Here is a 21,473-nt window from a genome sequence, read left to right as displayed (position 1 = left end):
CGGATCAACGGCTCGTGGGGGGGACCGGACGGGCCAGCCATCCACCGATCATGCTGCGGGTCTTGTCCAGCGGCGGCGGGTTGCCCACGTACTGCCAGGCCATGCCGGCGCCGGGGTCCAGACCGATCAACGCCGGCATGGCCGGCAGATGCAGCGCGCTGGCCACCACCGATGCGGGCGCGGTGTACCAGGCGGCCTGCGGCAGGCGGCTTGCATGCTCGCGCTGCAGCGCGTTCACCGCGTTTTCGGGTCCGACGATCACGATGTTCAGCCCCTGCCCGTCCGAGCCGCTGGCGCGCAGGAGCTGCAGCAGCGTCTGCGACGCCGCCACATTCGTGTCCACCAGCACCAGCACGGTGTGGGTCGACTGACCGAGCTCGCGGCTCGAGATCGGCTCGCCCGTCGGCAGCGGACGCAGTGCCAGTGTCGGCAGCGCCCGCGCCTTGGAGACCGGAACCGTGGCGGGCTGAGCCGCCGCCAGTGTGGGCAGGAAGGCGGCGGCGATCAGCGCCAGCCCGGCGCCGGCAAGCCGGCGGCGAGGAAGGAGGGGCATCACGTGCTTCATTGGAGGTTGAAGTTCCTGATCTGAGGTCTCTCGGTGCTTCCGATGCCGAGGAACTGCGCCGGCACCGTGCCGTCACGCAAGCCCTCGCCCTGCTGGCGTGCCGCCGCCGCATCCTGCGGGCTGCTCACCACCGCGTAATTGAGCAAGCGCACCGTCTGCCCGGCGGGAATGGTCAGGTTGTACCGGCTGGTCGCCAGTCCCTCGCTGAAGCTCACCTGGGCCGGGGCGGTACCGGTCGCCCCCGCCATCACCAGGGCCACGGCGCCACCATACTCGCCTTCCAACGGCGCGAACTGGGCCAGGCGGCGGCCATTGGTGGACGGGTCCACCAGCAGCCGGGTCGCGGTGCCGCCCACGGGCTGCACCGACAGTTCCACCGGCACCACGATCTCGGACGGACCGAGATTGGTCAGCGTCTCCAGCACGCGGGCGAAGCCCCCGGCCGCCGGGACGAACACGCGGCGGCTGACTTCCAACTGCCCCATGGTGAACGGGCCGATCTCCAGCTCACGCCGGTCCTGCAACACCAGCGCGCCGTCGGAGGCCGGGAACGGCAGCCCCTTGACCGCCAGTTGCAGGCCGGACCCTGCGAACGGCTCCCCGCCGCCCTCCGGCATCGCGAACGGATAGATCGCGCCATCACCGTAGACGGTCACCCGATAGCCATTCGCGGGATCGTCCAGCGAATGACCCAGTCGAACCGCCGTGCCCATCACCACGTCCAGGGTCACCGTCTCATCGGCCTTGACCCGACCGCGGGCCAGGCCCAGGTTGTCGTAGTCATTGCGGTCGTAGGCGGTCAGGTGGAACCCACCCGGCGCGACGTCGGAGAAGGCGAAACGCCCCTGTTCATCGGTCCACGTCGAGCGCAGTCCGTCGGTGAACAGTGCGCCGCCCGCCGTCAGGCGCAGGCGCACTTCCGTACTGGCGATCGGCGTGCCGGCCGTGTCGAGCAGGCGGCCCTCCACCGCACCCGCTGCCGGGAACTGCAGGTTGAGCTCCAGCGCCTGGCCCTGGCTCGACAGCGTGCCGGTCCCGGAGGCCAGATTCAGGCCACCCGGATGGACGGCCGTCACCGTCAGGTCGCCCAGCACCACGTGGGTGAACTCATAGCGACCCTGCGCGTCGGTGAAGACCCGCTGATCCAGCGGTAGGCCGCTGCTACGCGCATAGACCTGCACCTCCGCCATCGGCTCACCGGCCTGGCTGCGGACCACGCCCGAGACCCGTCCGGTGGCCGGCAGCACCCCTTGCAGGGTGAGTGCCGCCTGGTCGGAACTCAGGGTGAACGGCACGTCGACCCACAGACCGCTGCTGTAGGTGTCCTGCAGACGCACCACATGGTCGCCCGCCGGCAGTCCGTAGAACACCAGGTTGCCCTGATCGTCCAACTCGCCGTTGACGGTGCGGTCCTGCAGTTGCACCTGGCCGGACACCTGCGTCACCGGCGTGCCATCGGCCTGCCGCAACGACGCCCGCACCACGCTCATGACCACGGTGAAATCGGTCGTCTGGTTGTTCACCGCGGTGCCGGTCAGCGGGCCGAAGTAGCCGTCGTAGTGCAAGCTGCCGTCCACGCTGATCGGGCCTGGCACGACCGAGTCGAATTCCACCCAGTTGCCCACGCACTGCACGTAGTAGCGGTCATAACGGCCGCCCTCCTCGCCTTCGGACATCCTCCGCAACGAAGGCGGGCCCTCGCCGCCGCCACCGCCGGACCCCATGGTGAGGGACACGCGGTAGCAAGTCGGATCGTTGGGCACACTGTTGTCGGCCATCTGCAACTGCACCCGAACCCTGGCGCTCGGCACATCGATCACCAGATCCAGCGGCACCTCGGCGCCGTGGCTGGGGATCGTGACCGTGCCGGTGCCGGTGAAGGTGCCGATCTGGGTGTAGTAGTCGGCCCGCATCTGGATCGGACGCTCGGCCGCCACCGCATCGATGCGGTAGGCGCCCTGGTCGTCCGTGTAGCCATAGCGGTTGATGCTGCCCTCCAGCGCGTCGTCGAAGCTGGCCATGACCTGCACATTCGGCAAGGGATCACCGTTGGTGCGACGCACCACGCCGTACACGCTGCCGATCGCTTGCAGGCGCAGATCCTGCACCAGCGCCTGACCCGCCGTCGGCGTGACCGTGGCCACCGTGCGCAGGCCGCTCTGCGGCTCGTACACGGTGAGCTGCAGCGCCTGTCCGGCCGGCACCACGCTGAACACGTAGCGGCCGGTGGAATCGGTCTGCGCGCCGGTCAGATAGCGGCCGTTTGCGAAGCGCAGCTCCACATAGGACTGGGGCGCAGCGTCGCCGGCGGCCGTCAACACCCGGCCGCTGATACTGGCCATGGCCAGTGACAGCTGCACCGGATAGGTCGAGCCATCCGTCACCGCGAGCACCTTGGTCGCCGCCACCAGCGCGTTGTCCGGATGGGCGGCGGAGACCGTCACCTGTCCGCCATAACCGGTCACCGTCAGCACATCGCTCACCGTCTTGCCGTTGGTGAAGTTCAGATAACCCACGTTGCGTTGACCCGAATCGTCCGACAGTTGCACCTGCACCTGGCTGGGCACCCGCAGGGCCGAGCCTTCGATCGTGGCCTGGACCTGGAAGGTGCCGATGATCGGCATCGTCAGGTTGGCCACGCTGGTGTTGCCGGCGGTCACCTCGACCGAGTTGGAGACCAGCACCTGTCCGCTGAGCGTGTCCACCGCCTTGACCTGCGTCCAGCTGACGGGCACGCCGCTCAGATTGAACTGACCGGTCGCATCGGCCTTGACCCGCGCGCGCAGACTCAGGGCGTCCGAGGTCTCGACCTCGATCGTCTGGCCGGCCAACGGCGTGGTGCCATCCGCACGGAACACCGTGCCAGTCACCGCACCGCCGGCCGCGTACGGCACGACTTCCGCCGACGCGCCGTTGACCTTCACCTGCAGCCGGTAGCCGCCGAGGTAGCTGGCGTTGGTGTAGTACGGCGAGATCACGATGCCGTAGGTGCCGTCCGTGGTCGCGGTGATCGCGGTCAGGTTGTTCACCTCGTTGTACTGCAGGAAGCTGTTGCGGCTGTCATAACCGTAACCACGGGCCAGTTCACGCTTCTCCGGGCTGAACACCGCGGCGCGTGTCAGGTAAGCCGACGGCTGACCTTGCACTTGCGCCCCGTTGATGCCGACGCTGATCAGATCACCCGCCTTGGCCTGCACCGACAGCACCTGGCGCTCCGAGATGAACGAGTAGGCACCGAAGTAGTCCAGTCGCGAGCTCAGGCTCAGGGTCTGGCTGAGCGTGCGACCGTCCGTGCTGGCGTCGACCGTGCCCCGCACCGCGGTCGACAGGCCCGAATCGGTCTGTGCCCGCACGGTGTAGCTGCCTTCCCACACGCTGGTGATGGACAGGCGGCCCTGGCCGTCGGTCCGACCCTTGTAGCAGTCGGTGCATTGCGCGTCGCTCATGTAGATGATCGCGTTGCTCACCGGCGCGTTGCTGGCGTCCGCATTGACCACCTGCACGTCCAGACTGGCCCGTGCCGGCAGATTCAGCTGCAGCGTGCGTTGCTCGTTGTTGGCCGTGATCGTGCCGGAGGCGGTCACCCAGCCATTGCTGTAGTAGCTGTCCGTCGGATGACGCACGCGCACGGTGTAGTTGCCTTCCGGCACCAGGAAGTTGAGCAGGCCCTGACCGTCGGTCCGACCCACCAGGACTTCGTTGCTGATCGCAGCCGACGTCAGATAGACCGGCACATCCGCGGCGACCGTGCCGCGGGCGTACTTGACCGTCAGCGTCATCGTGCCCGTGCCCAGCAGGGTGATCGTCTCATTGCCGGTCTGGCCCTGGGCGATCGTCACCGTGCGACGGGTCTGCGCCTGGGTGCGCGGATCGGTCACCGACAGCAGCCAGGTGCCCACCGGCAAGGCGGACAGCTGGAAGCGGCCGAGCGAATCGGTCTGCGTGCTGCGGGTCAGGTAACGACCGTCCTGCGACTGCACCACCACCTGGCCGCTGACCGTCGCCTCGCCGTTGGCGGTCGCGACCGCGCCGGTCAGGCCGCCAGTGGCTTCCAGCGGCAGATCGGTCACCGTGACCTGGCCGAGCGTCACCACCGCATCGACGGCGCTGCCGGTCAAGGCCGAGCCTTGCGGATGCGGCACGTTGATGCTGAGGCGAGTCGTGCCTTCCGGCAGGCCCGGGAACACATAGGTCCCGTCCGACGCAATGCTCACGCTGGCCTGATAACCGTTGATCGTGGTGTAGATCCTGCCCGAGGTGACGCCGAAGTCGGCGGGACCGGTCACCGTGCCGGTCAGGATGCCCGACGGGAAGGTCACATCCACCGTGTCCGGCGTGAAGCCACCCGTCAGCATCACCTTGCTCGCCAGCGACGGCAGGCGGGTCAGCACATGGCCGGACGGCGTGTAGTACTGGCACTTCACCGTGTTGGCCTGGACTTCCACCTCCGTGCCCACCGGCAGGCTGATCGAGTAGCGATCCAGCAGCACGCCGCTCAGGCTGAAGGTGCCGTCGGCTGCGGTCAGCAGCGTCGGCATCGAGTTGGCATAGCAGCTGCCTATGGTGTAGGCGCGGTTGAACAGCGGATGGCTGCTGCGGACCTGCATGTAGTTGGAGGCCACCACCGTGCGGTTGTCCCCTTCCAGCAGGCGACCGCTCACCGCGCCGGTCAGGCTCGGCAGTGCGGGCACTGCTTCCTGCGGCTGCGGCATGCGGAAGTTCAGCACGCTGGCACGCTCCTCGTCGGTCAGCGACTGCAGGGCTTCCGGCGGCAGCTGGGTCAGGCGTTCGGCTGCCGCAATGGCGCCGGCGCGGTTGACCTGCTGCACCTGGAAGTGCAGCAGCGACACGCGGCCGCCCGCAGGCACCGTCACCCGGGACCACTGCGTTTGCAGGCTGTTGGCATTGGCATCGAAGCTGAACGCATCGGTCGACAGGCCAGCCTGTGCATTCGACAGCACCGTGGCCGTGGCCGGCGCCGATTCGGTGTTGAACGGATCGGCGTCGTTCGAGTCGTCCAGCACGGCCCACAGGTCGCCCTGCGCGCCGGCCTGCAGCGTGGTGCCGCCGGTCGAGCCGCGAATCACCGACTGCTGCCCGTAATAGTTGACATAGCGGGTGTCCAGCGCCACCGAGACCGTCACCGGGCTCGTGCCGGGGTTCTCCAGCACATCCAGATAACGGGCGAAGTAGCCCCCGCGCGGCACGAAGACCTTGCGGGTCACCTGCAGCCCGGCGATCGGCGTGGGTTGCGCAATCGCAAACTGACGGCGGCCGATTTCCAGCAGCGCGCTGCTGTCACCGGTGAAGGTTTCGCCGTTGATACGCAGCGTCGCCGCACCGTTGTTGTAGACCGGATAGTTCCCCGTCCACCATTCCACCTGGGTGCGCCAGCCACCGCCGATGTCGCCACCGGTCTGGATGTCGTATTGGAAGTCATTGGCGTCCCACAGTCGGGCGGGCAGCGAGATGCGGTTGTCCGCCAGCACCAGCTGGATGGACGGTTCTTCCCCATCGGTCGCCAGCGGCACGTCGGCGTCGGCGAACTTCGCATTCGCTGGATCTTCCGCCGAGACCGTGTGGGTCTGCAGCAGCAGGCCGCTGAAGCGGAAGCCACCTTGCGCATCGGTGCGCTGATCCGTGAGCTTGGTGCCATCGGCACTTCGCAGGATCACCTGGATATTGGCCGCGGCCGTGACGCCGTCCGGACGCAGCACCTGGCCGGCGATGCTCGCCGCCGGTGGCAGGTCCAGGGTCAGCTCACCCACGGTGCCGTTCTGGGCCACGTTGGCCGTGCCGGCGACCCGCAGCGAGCTGTTGTCGGGATGGTAGGCCTGAAGCGACAGCTCGGTCGCCGACGGCACCTCGAAGGTGGCGATGCCAGCGCCATCGGTGGTCGCACCGATGCTGGAATTGAGCACCACATGGGTGCCCGCCGCCGGGACCCCGCGGGCAAAGCGCACCAGCACCCGCAGTTGGGCGGTACCGGCCAGCTTGAGCGTGGCCGAGCTGGCCGTGTCCTTCTGCACCTGCACGTCCTGGAAAGCGACCAGGTTGCCGGGTCCTCGAGCGAGCAACTGGAAGCCGCCGGTTCGGACATCCGACAGACGGAAGTGACCGCCCGTGTCCGTCGTGGTCTGGCGATAGGTCTGCGCCGCGGTGTTCAGCAACACCGAGGCCCCCACCACCGGTTCGTTGTTGGCGGCAATGACGGTACCGATCACTTCACCGGTGTCCTCCATCACCACATCCACCACCGTGGTCGTGCCTTCCGGCGTGGCCATTGCATTGGGCGCGTAGCCCCGCAGCGAGCTGCCTTGCGGGTGGTCCTGCGCCACCTCCACACGGTAGTCGCCCGGCACCAGCCCGGTGAACAGATAGCTGCCATCGTTGCCGATCGGCACGCTGAGCGTGCTCGGGTTCGCTTCACCCGGGAAACGGTACGAAATCCGCGCCCAGCCATCCGTGACCAGGGCGCCGGTGTGGCGCTTGACGCTGCCGCGCAGATTGCCGGTGCCCGACAGCGTCAGGTCCTGCTGATGCAGCGCGGTGTCGGCCACGAAGCGACCGTCCGTGCCTGCGCTGGCCCGGGTGGTGGGATGCACCACGGTCAGGTCATAGCGGTCACGCACCAGGGCGACGACCCGGTCCTCACCCAGCGCTTGGGTATCGAAGTGGTACTGACCCACGTCGTTCGTGGTGACGCGATAAGTGCGGCCGAACAGCGGATGGCTGCTCTTGAACCGAACTTCGGCACCGGCGACCGGCGTGACGCCGTCACCGGACCACACCGTGCCCTCCAGGCGAGAGCCTTCCATCGGCGGCAGGGCCGGCAGGCTGCTCAGGCCATCGGCCGGCAACTTGAAGTTGACCACCGCCAGACGCTCTTCGGGCGTCAGACCCTCGAGCGCTTCGGGCGGCAGCTGTTCCAGACGTTCCGCCGTGGCGCGCGCCGCCACACGGCCGATCTGCTGCGAACGGAAGTGCATCAGGGCGACCGAACTGCCCGCAGGCACGGTCACTTCGCCCCACTCCAGCATCACGCGGGTCACCGGGCCCAGCGCGCTCACGCGGGCATCGGTGGCGGTGCGTGCGGCGCCCGGGCCGTCGAAGACGGTCGTGACGGCCGGATTGGTACCGGAGCTTTGGAACGGATCGGTGTCGCGGTCATCGTCGACCACCAGCCAGCGATCGCGGCTGGCGCCTTGCACCGTCAGCGCGGTGTCGTTGTTGGTGCTGTCCACCACGCGCGAGCCGCCGGTGCCTGCCGCGTAGTGGTCGGTGATGCGCACCGCCACGGTGATCGGCGAGGTGCCGCGGTTCTCCAGCACTTCCAGATAACGGGCGAAGTAACCCGTCTTGGGCACATACACCCGACGGGTGACGAACAGGCCCGACGCGGTGTGGCTGTCATCCATTTCGACCAATTGGCCGTCCTGGGTCAGTCGACCCAGGGTGCCGTCGCCGTTGGTGAACGGCACAGCCGTTCCATTGACCACCAGGTCCAGGCGCGAGGCGCGCACGTCTGCATTGCCGTTGCCGGCGAACACGCCGTTATGGCCGCTGGCAATCGAGCCGTCGCCTTGCAGGTCGAACGGCGCGCCGTTGGCGTCGTAACGGGTGATGGGCAGCGCGATGGCGCTGTCCACCAGGCGCAGGGTGCGGGTGACGACATCGCCGTCGAAGCGCACCAGGCCGCTGTCCTGGGCCTGTTGCCTGCCGTCCGCCGTGGACGCCCGCAGGGTGAAGTTGCCCGCAGGCACATCCGCCAGGCTGAAGCTGCCGTCGGCCTGGGAGCTGACCTCCCAGGTGCCGCCGTACACCGGGTCCGATTGGCTCAGCACCACCCGCACGCCGCCCACCGGCGCGCTGGCGGCATTCACCACCGAGCCCGACACCGTGCCGGCGCCCAGCAGGGGCAGCGGCTTGTCGACGGTTTCGCCGTCCACCGCCAGACGCACATCGGTCTGGGCGCGGGTGCGGCCTTCGATCAGCGCATTCAGTCGGTAATCCACGCCCACTTCCACTTGCTCGAAGCTGAAGCGACCCTGCGCATCGGAGCGGGTCGACCGGACCGAGCCATTGCGCTGATCGCGCAGGCGCACTTCCGCACCCGCCACCGGGGAGGCTTGCAGCGACTTCTGCACCGTGCCGGTGACCCGGCCCACTTCACGGTGGGACATGGTGACGACCACTTCCGCGGCCGCGCCGTTGACCAGCGTGCCGGCACCGGTGCCGACGCTGCGTTCATCGCCGGCGCCCTTCTCCAGCGAGACCGAGAAGTCGCCGTTGAAGACGCCTGCGATCGAGGCCTTGCCGTCCGCATCGGTGATGCCCACGGCGGTGCCGCCGAAGATGCTGTTGCTGTCCACGCGCACGGTGGCCGCGGCGACCGGACGGTTGGCGTTGTCCACCGCCTTGACACGCACGGTGCCCAGGCCCAGCAGACGGACGTTGACCACCCGCTGCTCATTGAGCGCGGTGACGCGGGACGCTGCCCGGCCACGGTCACCGGTGGCGACCTGCGAGGCCACGAGGCTGAAATCGCCCAGCGGCACGGCCGCGAAGCTGTAGCCGCCCTGCGCATCGGCCTGCACGGTCAGCGCGGTCGAGCCGCCCACCTGCAGTTCCACCGACGCGCCGCTGACGGCGGTTGTGCCATCGCTGGCCAGCACGCGGCCCTTGACGGTGCCGGTGGCCTGGAGCACCACGTCGGCGGCGAGCGATTGGCCGTCTTCCTGCAGACGACCTCGCGCAAAGCCGGCCAACTGCGTGGCTTCATTGATGGCGTAGACGGTGAACTCGCCGACGAACATGCCGTCCAGCCGGTAGCGGCCCTGCGCATCGGTCACGGCCTGCTGCTCGTTATAGAACGCCCCCGCGCTGGTGAAGCGCACCTGGGCGCCCGCTTGCGCCACGCCCGACGGATCACGGACCACGCCGGCCACGGTGCCCCGGCCGAGGAAGACCACGTCCACCGTCTTGGGTTCTCCCGGGGTGATGGCGGTCAGGACCAGGCTGGTGCGGCCGCGGTTGCCCGCGCCGTCCCGGGCCTCGATCTGGTAGGTGCCCGGCTGCGAGACGCTGAAGCCGAACTGGCCGCTCGCATTGGTCTGGGTCTGCTTGCCACCCGGCTGCAACGTGACCGTCACGCCGGCGCCCACCGGGGTGCGTCCGTCGCGATCGAACACGGTGCCGACCAGGCCGTTGGCTGCGATCTGCAGGTTGAGGGTGACGATCTCGCCATCCACCGCGATGTTGCCGGCGCTGTTGCCGACCTCGCCGTTGCCCGCGCTGGCGGTGATGCTGAAGGCCCCCACCGGGATGCCGTCGATCGCATAGCGGCCTGCGGCATCGGTGCGGGTGGAGAAGCTGAAGCGCTGGCCGACCTGCGATTGCACGGTGACCTGGGTGTCCGCGGCCGGCAAGCCGCCGTCACGCGTGACGACGCCGCTGACCTGGCCAGCGGCGCTGAAAACGATGTTCTGTTGCAGGACCTGGCCTGCGCTGTTGAGGATCAAGCCGGGCACCCGGGCGCGCAGGCGTCCGCCTTGCATCGCATCGAGGGTGAAGGGGCCGTTGGACAGGGGCAAGGCGTCGAACTGGAATCGACCGTCTTCCCCGGTCAGCACCTGGGTGACGATGCCTTGCGTGGCGGAGACCAGGCGCACCTGTACCTCGGCTTGCGCGCCGCCGGCGCTGGCCAGCACCTGGCCGGCGATCGAGCCGATCGGCTGCAGTTGCAGGGTCACCGTGGGCGTGGCGTTGAGTGCCAGCTCGCCCAGCGAGGTCGCGATCAGGCCGCTGGAAGGCACCCGAGTGGACACAGTGAAGCGCCCCACGGGGGCGCGCGTGATCACGACCTGACCGCTGCTGTCGGTCTGCAGGCTGCGCAGGTCATTGAAACCCGAAAGACTGGTGAAGCTGACCGAAGCATTCGGCACCGGCTGGCCGGAGCCGTCCAGCACGCGGATGGTCACCGTGCCCTGGCCATTCAGGCGCAGGTCGGCCGTGGCGGTTTCGCCCTCATTGCGCAGGGCGGTCGCACCGCGCCCGAGGTCGCCGGTGGCGGGGTCGATCACCGACAGCTCGAAGGCGCCGGCGGTCACGTCTTCCAGGGCATAGTTGCCCGAGGCATCGGTGGTCACCATGGCCACCGGTTCACGGGGCTGCGAGCGCAGGATGGTCACCTGCGCGCCCGCGACGCCGGCACTGCCGTCGGCCCGCATCACGCGGCCGGCGATGCGGCCGCGCGAGCCGAGCTCGATCAACGTGCTGCCGGCCACGCCCTCGTTCTGGGCGGTCAACACCACACGGGCGGACGAGCCGGGCGCGAAGGTGGCGGCCACGGTGGCGCGGCCGTCCTGGGTGACTTCGGCAATCAGCGGATTGCTGGAGGTGTAGAGCGTGCCCTTGGCACGGCCGGACAGGTCGGCGGTCTTGCCGTCCACCAGCGTGCCGGTGGTGGTGAGCTGCGTGGACTGGCCCGCGGTCAGCTTGTTGGCGCTGGCGCGCACTGTCAGTGCGATGGGCAGCGGTGTGGCCGGGCGCCAGTACAGGTCGCCGGTGTAGACCACGGTGGAGCCGATTTCGGGGAAGGCCAGGTCGGTTTCACCGACGGTGCCGTCGGAGCAGACTGCCCGCACGCGGAAGGGCGCGGCAGGCGGCGGCGTGCCGGGGCCGATGAACGCGGCGGCACCCGGGATGTTGTAGATGGTGAAGCTGTAGTCCGGCATCAGGGGTGCGGCGCGGTTCATCGCGGTCACGGTGCAACTGGCCGTGGGCGACGGCGGCGTGCCGTTGGCCGGCGTCTGTGCCTGAGCCGTCGTGCCCCATGCGGCGAGCGCCATACCGGCGAATAGACCGGCCCTGGCGAGGAAACGCCTCGCCCGACCGATGGTTCGCGCCATGCTGCCCTGATGCTTGTTCATGTTGTTTGTGCTGTCTGCGTTCTTGCTTTGCCGGTGCGAGGCCCTACCCTCGCCCGATCCACTGGCGCGGCCGAAGCCGCGCCTTTCAGCGCTGGGAATTCAGTCGTTGGACACGCTTGGTGGGCAGGTTCCAACCCTGCACCACTGCATGGTTGGCATAGCTGAGCGTCAGTTGCCAGACCCCGCCCTGCTGGACCAGCACCACGGGTTCCGACGTGACGACCTTGTTGGTGCTGTCGACGACTTCGTACTGGATCAGTACGGCCGATTCAAAACGAACCTGGTCGGTGGCGCGGGCCTTGCGCTCGCCATACAGCTGGCGCCACTGGGCGACCCAGGACTCCTTGCTGCGGCCGTCGGCCTTGCTGCGCGCCAGAATCTTCTCGCGTGACGACGCATCCCAGGCCTGCAGCGCGGCATCGAAATCACCTCGGCGCATGGCGGCGATCCAGCCGCTCACCACGCCCTCGGCAGACTTCGCCGGAATGGCTGACGAGGCCAGGTCGAGTGCCGGCTCGTATTTGAAGAGCCGGATCGGATGAACGATCTCTTCAATCACCTGCCCGGCGCCCGCAGGCTTGGGTTCGAACGCCGCCTGAGCCTGCGACATCAGAGGCAGGCACAGCAACGAGCTGATCAGGGCAAGACGAATGTTCAACATGGACACTCCAGCAATCTAGAGGCGCGCTTTTGCGCGCCGAGCCCGCCAAGCCGCCTTGGCGAACAGAAAAACAAGAAACGCCGCCACGCCCACGGCCCAGCGGACGAAGGGGGTCTCGCCATGTGCACGGCGGATCTGGTCGAACCGTTCCAGCGACGAGACCCACGGCAGGAACCGGGAGGCCGACACCTCCACTGGGATGCCGGCCGTGTAAGCCGCCACCAGGGACTGCGCTTCGGCGCGCTGTTCCTCGGACCAGCCGGGATGCGACATCGGCGGCTGGACCGGGTAGACGTCGGTCGCGACATACCGATCACCGCCGATCACGTAGTCGTAGCTCACGATCAGCGAGGGACCGAAGGATTGACGCCCGGGCTTGGGTTCAAGGATCTGGGACGACAGGACAGCGCCCTGCACCCGCGTGCGCACCGCCAGCAACTGGCTGGCCGCCTCGATGAGGCCGAGCCAGACCGCCAGCCCCATGAGATGCAACAGCACGGTGCGCTCGGCCAGCCGCATCAGTTTCTCCGGGGGATCGGCAAAGTGAACTGGCCCATGGGGCCCTGCACCAAAGGAATGGCCAGGTCCAGGATGGTCCAGTTGAACGATCCGACAGAGATCTGGCTCTTCACGAACACGTTCACCGTGCCTTGATTCTTGAAGAGCACGCCGCCCGGTACGAAGCTGTCCGGCACGCTTTCGCCGACGGCTGAGATGCCGATGTCGAACGGCCGCATTTCCCCCTCCTGCTGAACGACCGTGCCGCCGAGCTGGCGCTGGGTGAATGTCATCGGGCCGCCCAGCGAGACGGGGATGAACTCGCCGACCAACGCGAACTTCCCGCCGATCTGTCCCGGCTTCTCGCCCTTTGCCGCATTGCATTCGTCATAGCTGAGCGTGACCGCACCCTGGAAACCCAGCTTCAGGACGGCCTGCGGACCGGTGATGCCGTCACGGAACAGGAAGCCCGCGAAACGCTTGACCACCGGCATCAGCGGCACCGCGGCGGCGCCCTCGATCTGCCCGCCGCCAGAAGCCTCCACCTTCATCGACGGCATGTTGCGCTTCAGCGCCGAGCAGCAGTTTTCCTCTCCGCTGTAGGACAGGTTCACATTCCCCGACAGCGACAGATCCACGCCGATCCCGCGCACGACCTTGCTGAGCGTGTTGCCCAGCTGACCACCCAGGGCCAACTGACCACCGAAGGTTCCCAGCTTGTCGCCGTCCAGTGACGGATCGGCTTCGCACTTGCCGCCCTTGCATCGGTTGCAGGCAAAGTCGTCGCAGCGAGACTTGTCCTTGGCCGGGTCGGCCTTGCAAGTCGGGCACTCGCCGGAGGTATCGATCGACTCGCAGTTCTTGCACTTGGGTGGCGCATTGCTGCCGCACTTGTCGGGGTCGTAGCGGCACAGCCCACCCCAGCCGGCCTTGGTGATCCCGGAGCCGGCATCGGTGACCAGCACGGCGCCGTCTTCGCTCACCGTGGCGCGGCCCATCGGCACGTATTGGCCGAGGTCATGATCCCATTGCACGATGGGGAGGTTGTCTCCCGGTGGCTGGGAGCTCGAATTGGGCAAGGTCACCTGGATCGGTGGATCGAAGCGGGTGCCGGCCGGCTGGATCGTCCAGGACGGCACGCCAAACGTGGCGCCGCCCGCAGGTGGCGCCATCGGCAGTTTGTCGGCCGTTACCGGGCTGACGACCAGCGTGCCGGTGCGCGAGCCATCGGGGAAGGTCACGCTGTTGGCCTTGACCCGCATCTGGAATCCCTCGATGCCGGGGATGGTCAGGATGACGTCCTCATTGCCACCCACGACCTTCGCTTGGCTGGTCAACAGCGGCGGCAGGTAGATCGGGTGGGCCAGCGCATTGTCCTGACCCTTCACCACATAGGCTTCGAAGTGCAGGCTCGGCCATTGCTGGCGAGACGGATCATTGGTCGGATTGACCGTGCGTCCATCGACGAACAGGTCGATCCGCCCCGGCGGAACGTCATTCAGTTCGAAAGCACCCTGCTCATCGGTGGTGCTCGACAGCGCGGTGCGGCCCACGCTCACCCGCACGCCAGCCAGTGGCGCGCCCTTGTCAGTGTAGATATGGCCCGCGAACCTGGCCGGGCCGTCCACGGATTTCTTCGCCTGCACCTGGAATGCAGCGTTACCAGTCAGGTCCGCGTCATTGTCGGGGCTGCCGCCTTCATTGCGGACAGCGCGCGCAACGATGCGCACCAGGCCGGGGGTGTTGCCGATCCATGGGCGGGCAGCGACCAGACCGTTCTTGTCGGTGGTCAGGACCAGCCGACGACCACCCTCGCCCGCCGGTGCGCCCGGCGTATCTGCAAAGTAGGCATCGCCCTCTTCGATGCGGTAGACCACAGCCACACCGGGCAGCGGGTTGTCGTTGCGGTCCCGGACGATCACGCTCATCAGCTCGAGCGGCTGGGTGCTGGTCTGCGCAAACTGGTGAATCCCCAGGTCGGCATTGACCTTGTAGACCGCGCCGCGTTCGCTGGTGGCGACAAAGGTCACGGCTTCGGTGATCGAGTCATGGCGCGCTTGCACCACGTTGGCACCCGGTCCGGCTTGCTTGCCCAGGGTGAACCACACTTGCGCGCGACCGAAAGCATCGGTGGACACCGTCAGGTTCCGCGCTGCGGTTGCGCCGGCGTTCATCGACGACAAGCTGATGGTGCCGGTGCCGCGGGTCACATCGAAACTGATCGGCAGATTCGCCAGCGGCTCGCCTGCAGCATTCAGTGCCACGACGGCCAGAGGCTTACCCAGCTCGCTGCCTATCGGACCTAGCTGATGATTGCCGGATGTCTGGGTGAGCCGGTTGGAGCCCACCGCAATGCGGCTGAGGCGGATTTCATGGTGGCGGGCGTTGCCGAATTGGTCGGTCGCCGACACCACGATCAGGTTTTCGCCGATCTCGAGCGGGACATCGGCCAGCACGAAATACCGGTCGGCCACCTGGGCCGGCTTGAGACCAGCAGGGGCCACGCCATTGACATGCACCGTCACCACGGGCTCGGGCGCCCCGGCCAGGCCTTCGACCGCGTCGTTCACCATGCCACGGATGTCGATCCGGGACTGGCTGGTGATCGCGCCGGCCAGGGGCGATTCGATCGCCAGGATCGGTGCGGTCTGGTCCACGCTGACGGTGATCGCGGCGCTGCTGGCACGGCCGATCATGTCCACCGCGACCACGGTGATCAGATTGGTGCCCTCGGTCAGGAAGTAGTTGGGGAAGGTGAATTCCGTGCCATTGGCGCTCAACTGCGCGAGTTGCTGGTTCACCATCACCGACTGCACCGGCTTGCTGAGGCGCCCCGTGATGTTCACCGGGCGCTCCACACGTCCTGTCAGATCGCCGGGGCTGGTGGCCAGCGCACGGCCCAGCATGGCTTTGTCGGCCGGGCTGGTGATGGTGACACGCACCGGTGCGTCATAAGTGACTTCCACGGTGGCACGCCGGATTTCGCCGTCGGCGAAGGTGGCCACCACTTCAACCAGGTTGCGGCCGTCCACCAGGGTGGCCGTGCCCGCGTAGAGCGTGGCGCCGGCATCGGTGGCGCCGGTTTCCTCCATCGCTCGGCCATCCAGGGTCAGGCGCACCGGGTTCGACTTGTTGCCGGAAGCCTGCGCCGTCACCGCCACCGTCGGTTCCAGCACGGATTGCGGGCCCGGGCTGGTGATGCGGACGTCGTAGGTCGCGACCGTGTCGACATCGAATCCCCACACCGCATTGCTGACGGCGTTGGTGCGGTTGGCCACTTCGAGGAAGGCGGTGTAGGAGCCCGTCGCCAGTGGCGCTGGCGGGGTGTAGCTCACGCCGGTGGCCGTGACGGTGGCGCGTGAGGTCACATCCTGGTCATTGACGATCAGCCGGACCGAGGCCGTATCGATGCCCACGCGCAGATCGCGGTAGGTCGCGGTGATGGTGGGCCGGCTGTTGACAGGCAGCACCACGTCCTTGGGCTGGGTGTCCAGGATTTCCGGCAGCTGTGCCGTGCCAAAGCGCCATTCGCTCACGGTCTCGTTGCCCGCCTTGTCCGAGACGGTCAGCCGCACCGCGTGCGTGGCATCGGTCAGTGGGGTGGCCACGGCATAGCTGATGCCGGTCGTGCTGAAGGTGGACTGCGCCGTGACATCCAGGCCGTTGAACTGCAGACGGACCTTGGACAGATCAATCCCCGAGCCGACATCCACGTACTGGGCGCTGAGGATGGGCATCGCGCCGGCCGCCAGGAACGGTTCCGAAGGGGTCTGGGCGCTGATCACAGGCGCCGAGCGCGTCACGAAATTGCCGGTCCGGCTCGCGCTGTTGCCCAACGTATCCCGCACCGACACCGTCCAGCTGTGCGCCCCTTCGGTCAGCGCGGCCGCGACGGCGGCGCTGAAGCCATTGCCGCTGATCTGCGCCGTCACCGGCTGGCCATCCAGGCGAACCGACAGCGAGGCCGGATCGATGCCGGCCTGCGTGGCGGTCCATTGACCGCTCAGCGTGGGAAGCGCATCGGCGGCCAGGACTTCGCCTTCGGCCGGCGTGCTCAGCGTCAGCGACGGCCCGGACGTCAGCACCGTGAAGCTCCAGGTCGCCGAGGCCTCATTGCCGGCGGCATCCCGCACCTTCAGCACGACCGCATGCGCACCCTGCGCCAGATCGGCGGCAGGCGTGTAGCGAATGCCGGTCGCGGTGACGACGGCGCCGGTCACCGGCAGGCCGTCGAGACTCAGCACCGCGCTGGCCGGATCGATCGCGCCGCCCGCGTCGGCATAGCTGGCCGAGATCACCGGACGCGCCGACGCCACGTTGCCGACCGGCAGCGTGGCGGAAATCACCGGCGGGGTCACATCGGAGACCGCCTGAAGCTGCCACGCCAGCACCGCATTCAGCTTGGTCACATACCAGGTGTTGATGACCACGTCGCCCAGGTCCAGCACCAGGGGCGCGAAGCCGGCACGTGCGTCGTCCGGGTCGGTGCCCGGCACGTCATAGGCCATGCGGCCGTTGCGGATCGACTTGGGATCGAGTCGGCGGTCGAAGAACTGACCGGCGCGCAGGGTGAAGGTGTCGCTGCTGACCGCCAGTTGGCGGGCCTTGATCGCGGGGAAGCTCACCCCGGCATCGGTCGCGACGACCGATGTCCGGCGGCTGGTCGCCACACCCTGGGCGCCCGCCACATCGGCGCCGGCGTTGCGCACCTGAAGCCGGTAGACGTAGTCGTACTGACCCGCCGTGTTGCCCGCCACCGGCGTCTTGCTCACCAGTTGGACGTCCACCACCGGGAACTGAGAAGGCGTCGTCGCGGCCGTGGACGCTCCCATGCCCACGATCCAGCTGAAGACAGCCATGCACAGCCATGCCGCGGCCTGCGCCGCGCGCCCAATTCCCAGCTTCATAGACCTCCCGTGCGGGCGTTTCCAGTTGTGGAACGCCCATTCCCTTGATTTGGCTTGCGCGATAGACGCCACAGCGAGCTGTTATTCGCCCACTCAAGCCGTTTGTTTGCTGCTGTGCAAACCGGCCGCAATGTAACTTAACGATCTTCCGGAAACGTGATGACTTTCGTAACTCGAAGGGGCGGCATGTCGCCTTTTCGCGATTCGCACACCTGAACGCGGGATAGGCGCTTGCCAAGCCTTCCGCTGGCTTGAGACACTGCGCCGCCCCAGGGCTCCGAGACGAGCCGTGGGGGCAGCTCACCACACACGCAGACACGACCAGTACAACCTGGCCCTCCAGGCGATCTCGCCGAGCGGTCGGGAGGGAAGCCGCGTCACCCACGGAACGCGGCCCGGGAGGACCACTTGATTCGATATCCGCAACGGCCCGTCACCGGGCGTGGCTTCACCTTGCTGGAACTGCTGGTGGTTGTGGCCATCATCGGCCTGCTGGCCGCCTATGTCGGCCCGAAATACTTTGCCCAGGTGGGCCGCTCCGAGCAGGCCGCCGCACGCGCCCAGATCCAGGGCTTCACCCGCGCACTGGGCGCCTACCGGCTGGACGTGGGCAGCTTCCCCACCAGCGAGGAAGGCCTGAACGCCCTGGTCGAGCGTCCGGCCAATGCCCCCCGCTGGAACGGCCCGTATCTGGAAAAGGCCGTGCCCGCCGACCCGTGGGGCCGCCCCTACCTGTATCGCTCGCCGGGCAACAACAACGCGGACTACGAGATCGTCAGCTACGGCAAGGACGGTCAGCCCTCCGGCACCGGTGACGCGGCCGACATCACGAATTGAGCGCCCCGCCGGGGCGGTAGCCTGACATGCAGTACGAAGTCCGTGTCCTCGACGCCGCGCAGCAGGTGCATCGCCTGCGCGTGGATGCGCTCGACGAAGCGGATGCCCGCCGCCAGGCCGAGTCCCGTGGCGAAATGGTGCTGTCGGTCGGCGCGCTGCGGGAGCGCCTGTCGCGCCGGCGCGGCGCCTTCGCGCTGCTGCTGTTTGCCGAAGAGCTGCATGCGCTGGTCACCGCCGGGCTGAGCGTGGTGGAGGCCATCGATGCGCTCGCCGAGAAGGCCTCCAGCGCCGAGTCGCGCGCCGTGCTGCGCCGTCTGCAGGCGCATCTCAATGAAGGCCTGTCGCTGTCCGATGCGCTGCGCCTGCAGCCCGACCTGTTCCCGCCCTTGTTCGTGGGCGTGGTGCAGGCGGCCGAAGGCACCAGCGACCTGCCCCGCTCCCTGTCGCGCTACATCGCCTACGAGCGTCGCATGAATGCGGTGCGCCATCAGGTGGTGTCCGCGGTGATCTACCCGGCGATCCTGCTGGTGGTGGGCAGCGCGGTGGCGCTGTTCCTGCTGGGCTATGTGGTGCCGCGCTTCTCCGCCGTCTACGCCAGCACCGGCCGACCGATGCCCTGGGCCTCGCAACTGCTGCTGGACTGGGGCCGCTTCGCCGGCGCCCACAGCGTCAGCCTGACGCTGGGCTTTGTCGCGCTGGTGGGTGGCGCGATCGCGGTGGCCCGGTCGCAGTTGCGTCAGCACGGCTGGTGGCGCATGCTGCATGTCATCCCCGGTGCACGGGACCGGCTGGCCACGCTGGAACTGTCGAGTCTCTACCTGACCCTGGGCATGCTGCTGGAAGGCGGCATTCCGCTGCCCAGGGCGATGTCGCTCAGCACCGCCGTGATGACCGGCGCCCGCGCCGCCATGATCGACGCCGCGCGTCAGCGCATCGAGGCTGGCGAGGCCTTTTCCGATGCGATCGAGCTGGCCGGCCTGGGCACGCCGGTGGCGTTGCGCCTGATCCGGGTGGGCGAGCGCACCGGCCAGCTCGGCGACATGCTGGGCCGCGCCGCCGCGTTCTATGAGGGCGAAACCAGCCGCTGGCTGGAGCGCTTCGCCAAGGTGTTCGAACCCGCGTTGATGACCGCCATCGGGCTGGTCATCGGCCTCATCGTGGTGCTGTTGTACATGCCGGTGTTCGATCTGGCGGGAAGCTTCCAATGACCCCGTCTCCCCTCGGCCCCTCGGTGCCCCACACGTCATCGCCCGCCGACGCGCCGAATCTGAGTGCTGTCGCGGCGTCCCTGGAACCCGCAACCCTGCCCATCGAGCTGCTGCAGCCGCTGGCCGCCGCCGAGCTCGACGCCGTCCGCACTGCGGCGGCCCACCGCGCGGTGCCGGGCGCCATCGCGCCGATCGAACTGCTGGCCCAACGGCTGCAATGCCCGGGCCGCGAAGCCGCGGCGCGGCTGGCCCTGAGCTTCCGGTTGCCCTACCTCGATTCCGACGCCATGGCCGGCCATGCGCCCGCCTTCGACCTGCTGCCGCTCACCCGCGCACAAAAGCTGCGGGCCTTGCTGCTGCGAGGCCCCAGCGCGGGTGCCGGTGCCGGTGCAGACAGTCTGATGCTGGTGACCAGCGATCCGTTCGACGGCGAACTGCAGACCCAGTTGGAACATCTGGCCGGCGGACCCGTGCGCCTGGCGCTGGCTACCGCCGAAGACATCCACGCCTTCCTCAATCAGCAGGAATCCCGCGCTCGCGCAGTCGACGACCTGGGCGTGGTCGGCCAATCGGCCGAGGCCACCGGCGAAACCTTGCAGGTGCTGTCGCTGGCCACCGCTGCCGAAGGCGCGAGCCCGGCGGTGCGGCTGCTCAACTCGACGCTCTATGACGCGCTGCGTGCAGGCGCGAGCGACGTCCACCTGGAGAGCACCGCCAAAGGGCTGGCGGTGAAATACCGCATCGACGGCGTGCTGGACGAGGTCACCCAGATCACCGGCACAGTGCTGGCGGAACAGGCGATCTCGCGGCTGAAGGTGGTGTCGCAGTTGGACATCGCCGAGCGGCGCGTGCCGCAGGACGGCAGTTTCCGGGTGCTGGCCCAGGGTCGCGAGATCGACCTGCGGGTGTCGATCATGCCCAGCATCCACGGCCAGGATGCGGTGATCCGGATCCTGGACAAGCAGCGGATGATCGAAGCGCAGGGCCGGCTGACACTGGATGCGCTGGGCTTCGACGGGTCCTCGTTGGTGAGCCTGCGCCGCATGATGCGGGCGCCCCACGGCATGCTGCTGGTGACCGGCCCGACCGGCTCCGGCAAGACCACCACGTTGTATGCCGCCCTGTCTGAAATGCACACCGGCCGGGACAAGGTCATCACCATTGAAGACCCGGTGGAATACCAGCTCGGCGGCGTGCTGCAGATTCCGGTCAACGACAAGAAGGGCCTGACCTTCGCCCGCGGCCTGCGTTCCATCCTCCGCCACGATCCGGACATCATCATGGTCGGCGAGATCCGCGACCGCGAGACGGCGGAGATCGCCGTCCAATCGGCCCTCACCGGCCACATGGTGCTCACCACGGTGCATGCGAACAGCGTGTTCGATGTCTTCGGCCGTTTCACCCACATGGGGCTGGACCCTTATGCGCTGGTGTCCGCGCTCAACGGGGTGTGGGCACAGCGGCTGCTGCGGCTGAACTGCCCGCATTGCAGCCGACCGACCGACCCCACCGATGAAGAACTGCAGTCGCTCACGCTCAGCCGCGATCAGGTGCGCGACTGGCGCTTCATGCGCGGTCCGGGTTGCGGGGACTGCCGCGGCACCGGCTATCGCGGCCGCCATGCGATTGCCGAGATCCTGCGGCTCACCGACGAACTGCGCGACATGATCATCGAGAAGCGCCCGATCGGCCAGATCAAGCGCGCCGCCTATGCCGCCGGCACCCGCAGCCTGGAGGCGGCCGGGCTGGACCTGGTCCGGGACGGCCGGACCACGTTGGAGGAGGTCCATCGTGTCACGCTGGCGGCCTGATCGAGGCGCCGCAGGCGCCCTTCCCCATACCGTCGCCATCGGTGCGCAGTCGCTG

8 protein-coding genes are annotated in these 21,473 nt (G+C 68.1%); 3 read left to right on the top strand and 5 right to left on the bottom strand.

Features of this window, described 5'->3' with window-relative positions:
- Window positions 1-4 precede the first annotated feature (4 nt).
- The 5 genes from N4261_RS13375 to N4261_RS13355 form a co-directional block, all read right to left on the bottom strand.
- On the bottom strand, window positions 5-553 hold the full coding sequence (locus N4261_RS13375) for a hypothetical protein (RefSeq protein WP_261755801.1): 549 nt from the start codon (window positions 551-553) through the stop codon (window positions 5-7).
- 8 nt (window positions 554-561) lie between these two features.
- The gene (locus N4261_RS13370) at window positions 562-11,496 is read right to left on the bottom strand and encodes a carboxypeptidase-like regulatory domain-containing protein (protein WP_261755800.1); all 10,935 of its coding nucleotides are present in this window, start codon (window positions 11,494-11,496) and stop codon (window positions 562-564) included.
- Window positions 11,497-11,581: 85 nt separating this feature from the next.
- Complete coding sequence (locus N4261_RS13365; RefSeq protein ID WP_261755799.1) at window positions 11,582-12,157, bottom strand: hypothetical protein; 576 nt, start codon at window positions 12,155-12,157, stop codon at window positions 11,582-11,584.
- Window positions 12,158-12,172: 15 nt separating this feature from the next.
- Window positions 12,173-12,676 carry a hypothetical protein gene (locus tag N4261_RS13360; protein WP_261755798.1) on the bottom strand — a complete coding sequence of 168 codons (504 nt, stop codon included), beginning with the start codon at window positions 12,674-12,676 and terminating at the stop codon, window positions 12,173-12,175.
- Window positions 12,676-17,634 (bottom strand): hypothetical protein, encoded by a 4,959-nt coding sequence (locus N4261_RS13355; protein WP_261755797.1) that lies wholly within the window; start codon window positions 17,632-17,634, stop codon window positions 12,676-12,678. Before N4261_RS13355 ends, N4261_RS13360 begins: the two co-directional genes overlap by 1 nt.
- Window positions 17,635-17,970: 336 nt before the next feature.
- Here N4261_RS13355 and gspG point away from each other — a divergent pair, with 336 nt between their 5' ends.
- The 3 genes from gspG to N4261_RS13340 are packed head-to-tail and all read left to right on the top strand — an operon-like array spanning window position 17,971 to window position 21,418.
- Complete coding sequence (gene gspG / locus N4261_RS13350) at window positions 17,971-18,399, top strand: type II secretion system major pseudopilin GspG (protein WP_261755796.1); 429 nt, start codon at window positions 17,971-17,973, stop codon at window positions 18,397-18,399.
- A 26-nt stretch (window positions 18,400-18,425) separates the two neighbouring features.
- Complete coding sequence (locus N4261_RS13345) at window positions 18,426-19,607, top strand: type II secretion system F family protein (protein ID WP_261755795.1); 1,182 nt, start codon at window positions 18,426-18,428, stop codon at window positions 19,605-19,607.
- Window positions 19,604-21,418: a GspE/PulE family protein gene (locus tag N4261_RS13340; RefSeq protein WP_261755794.1), complete on the top strand. Its 1,815-nt coding sequence runs from the start codon at window positions 19,604-19,606 to the stop codon at window positions 21,416-21,418. The genes N4261_RS13345 and N4261_RS13340 overlap by 4 nt, the downstream gene beginning before the upstream one ends.
- Window positions 21,419-21,473: the final 55 nt, after the last annotated feature.

Origin of the sequence: Roseateles amylovorans, from assembly GCF_025398155.2 — a bacterium.
In the GTDB taxonomy this organism is placed as follows: Bacteria; Pseudomonadota; Gammaproteobacteria; order Burkholderiales; family Burkholderiaceae_C; genus Roseateles; species Roseateles amylovorans.
The sequence above is the reverse complement of the archived record's forward strand: the minus strand, read 5'-3'. Positions and strand labels throughout refer to the sequence as shown.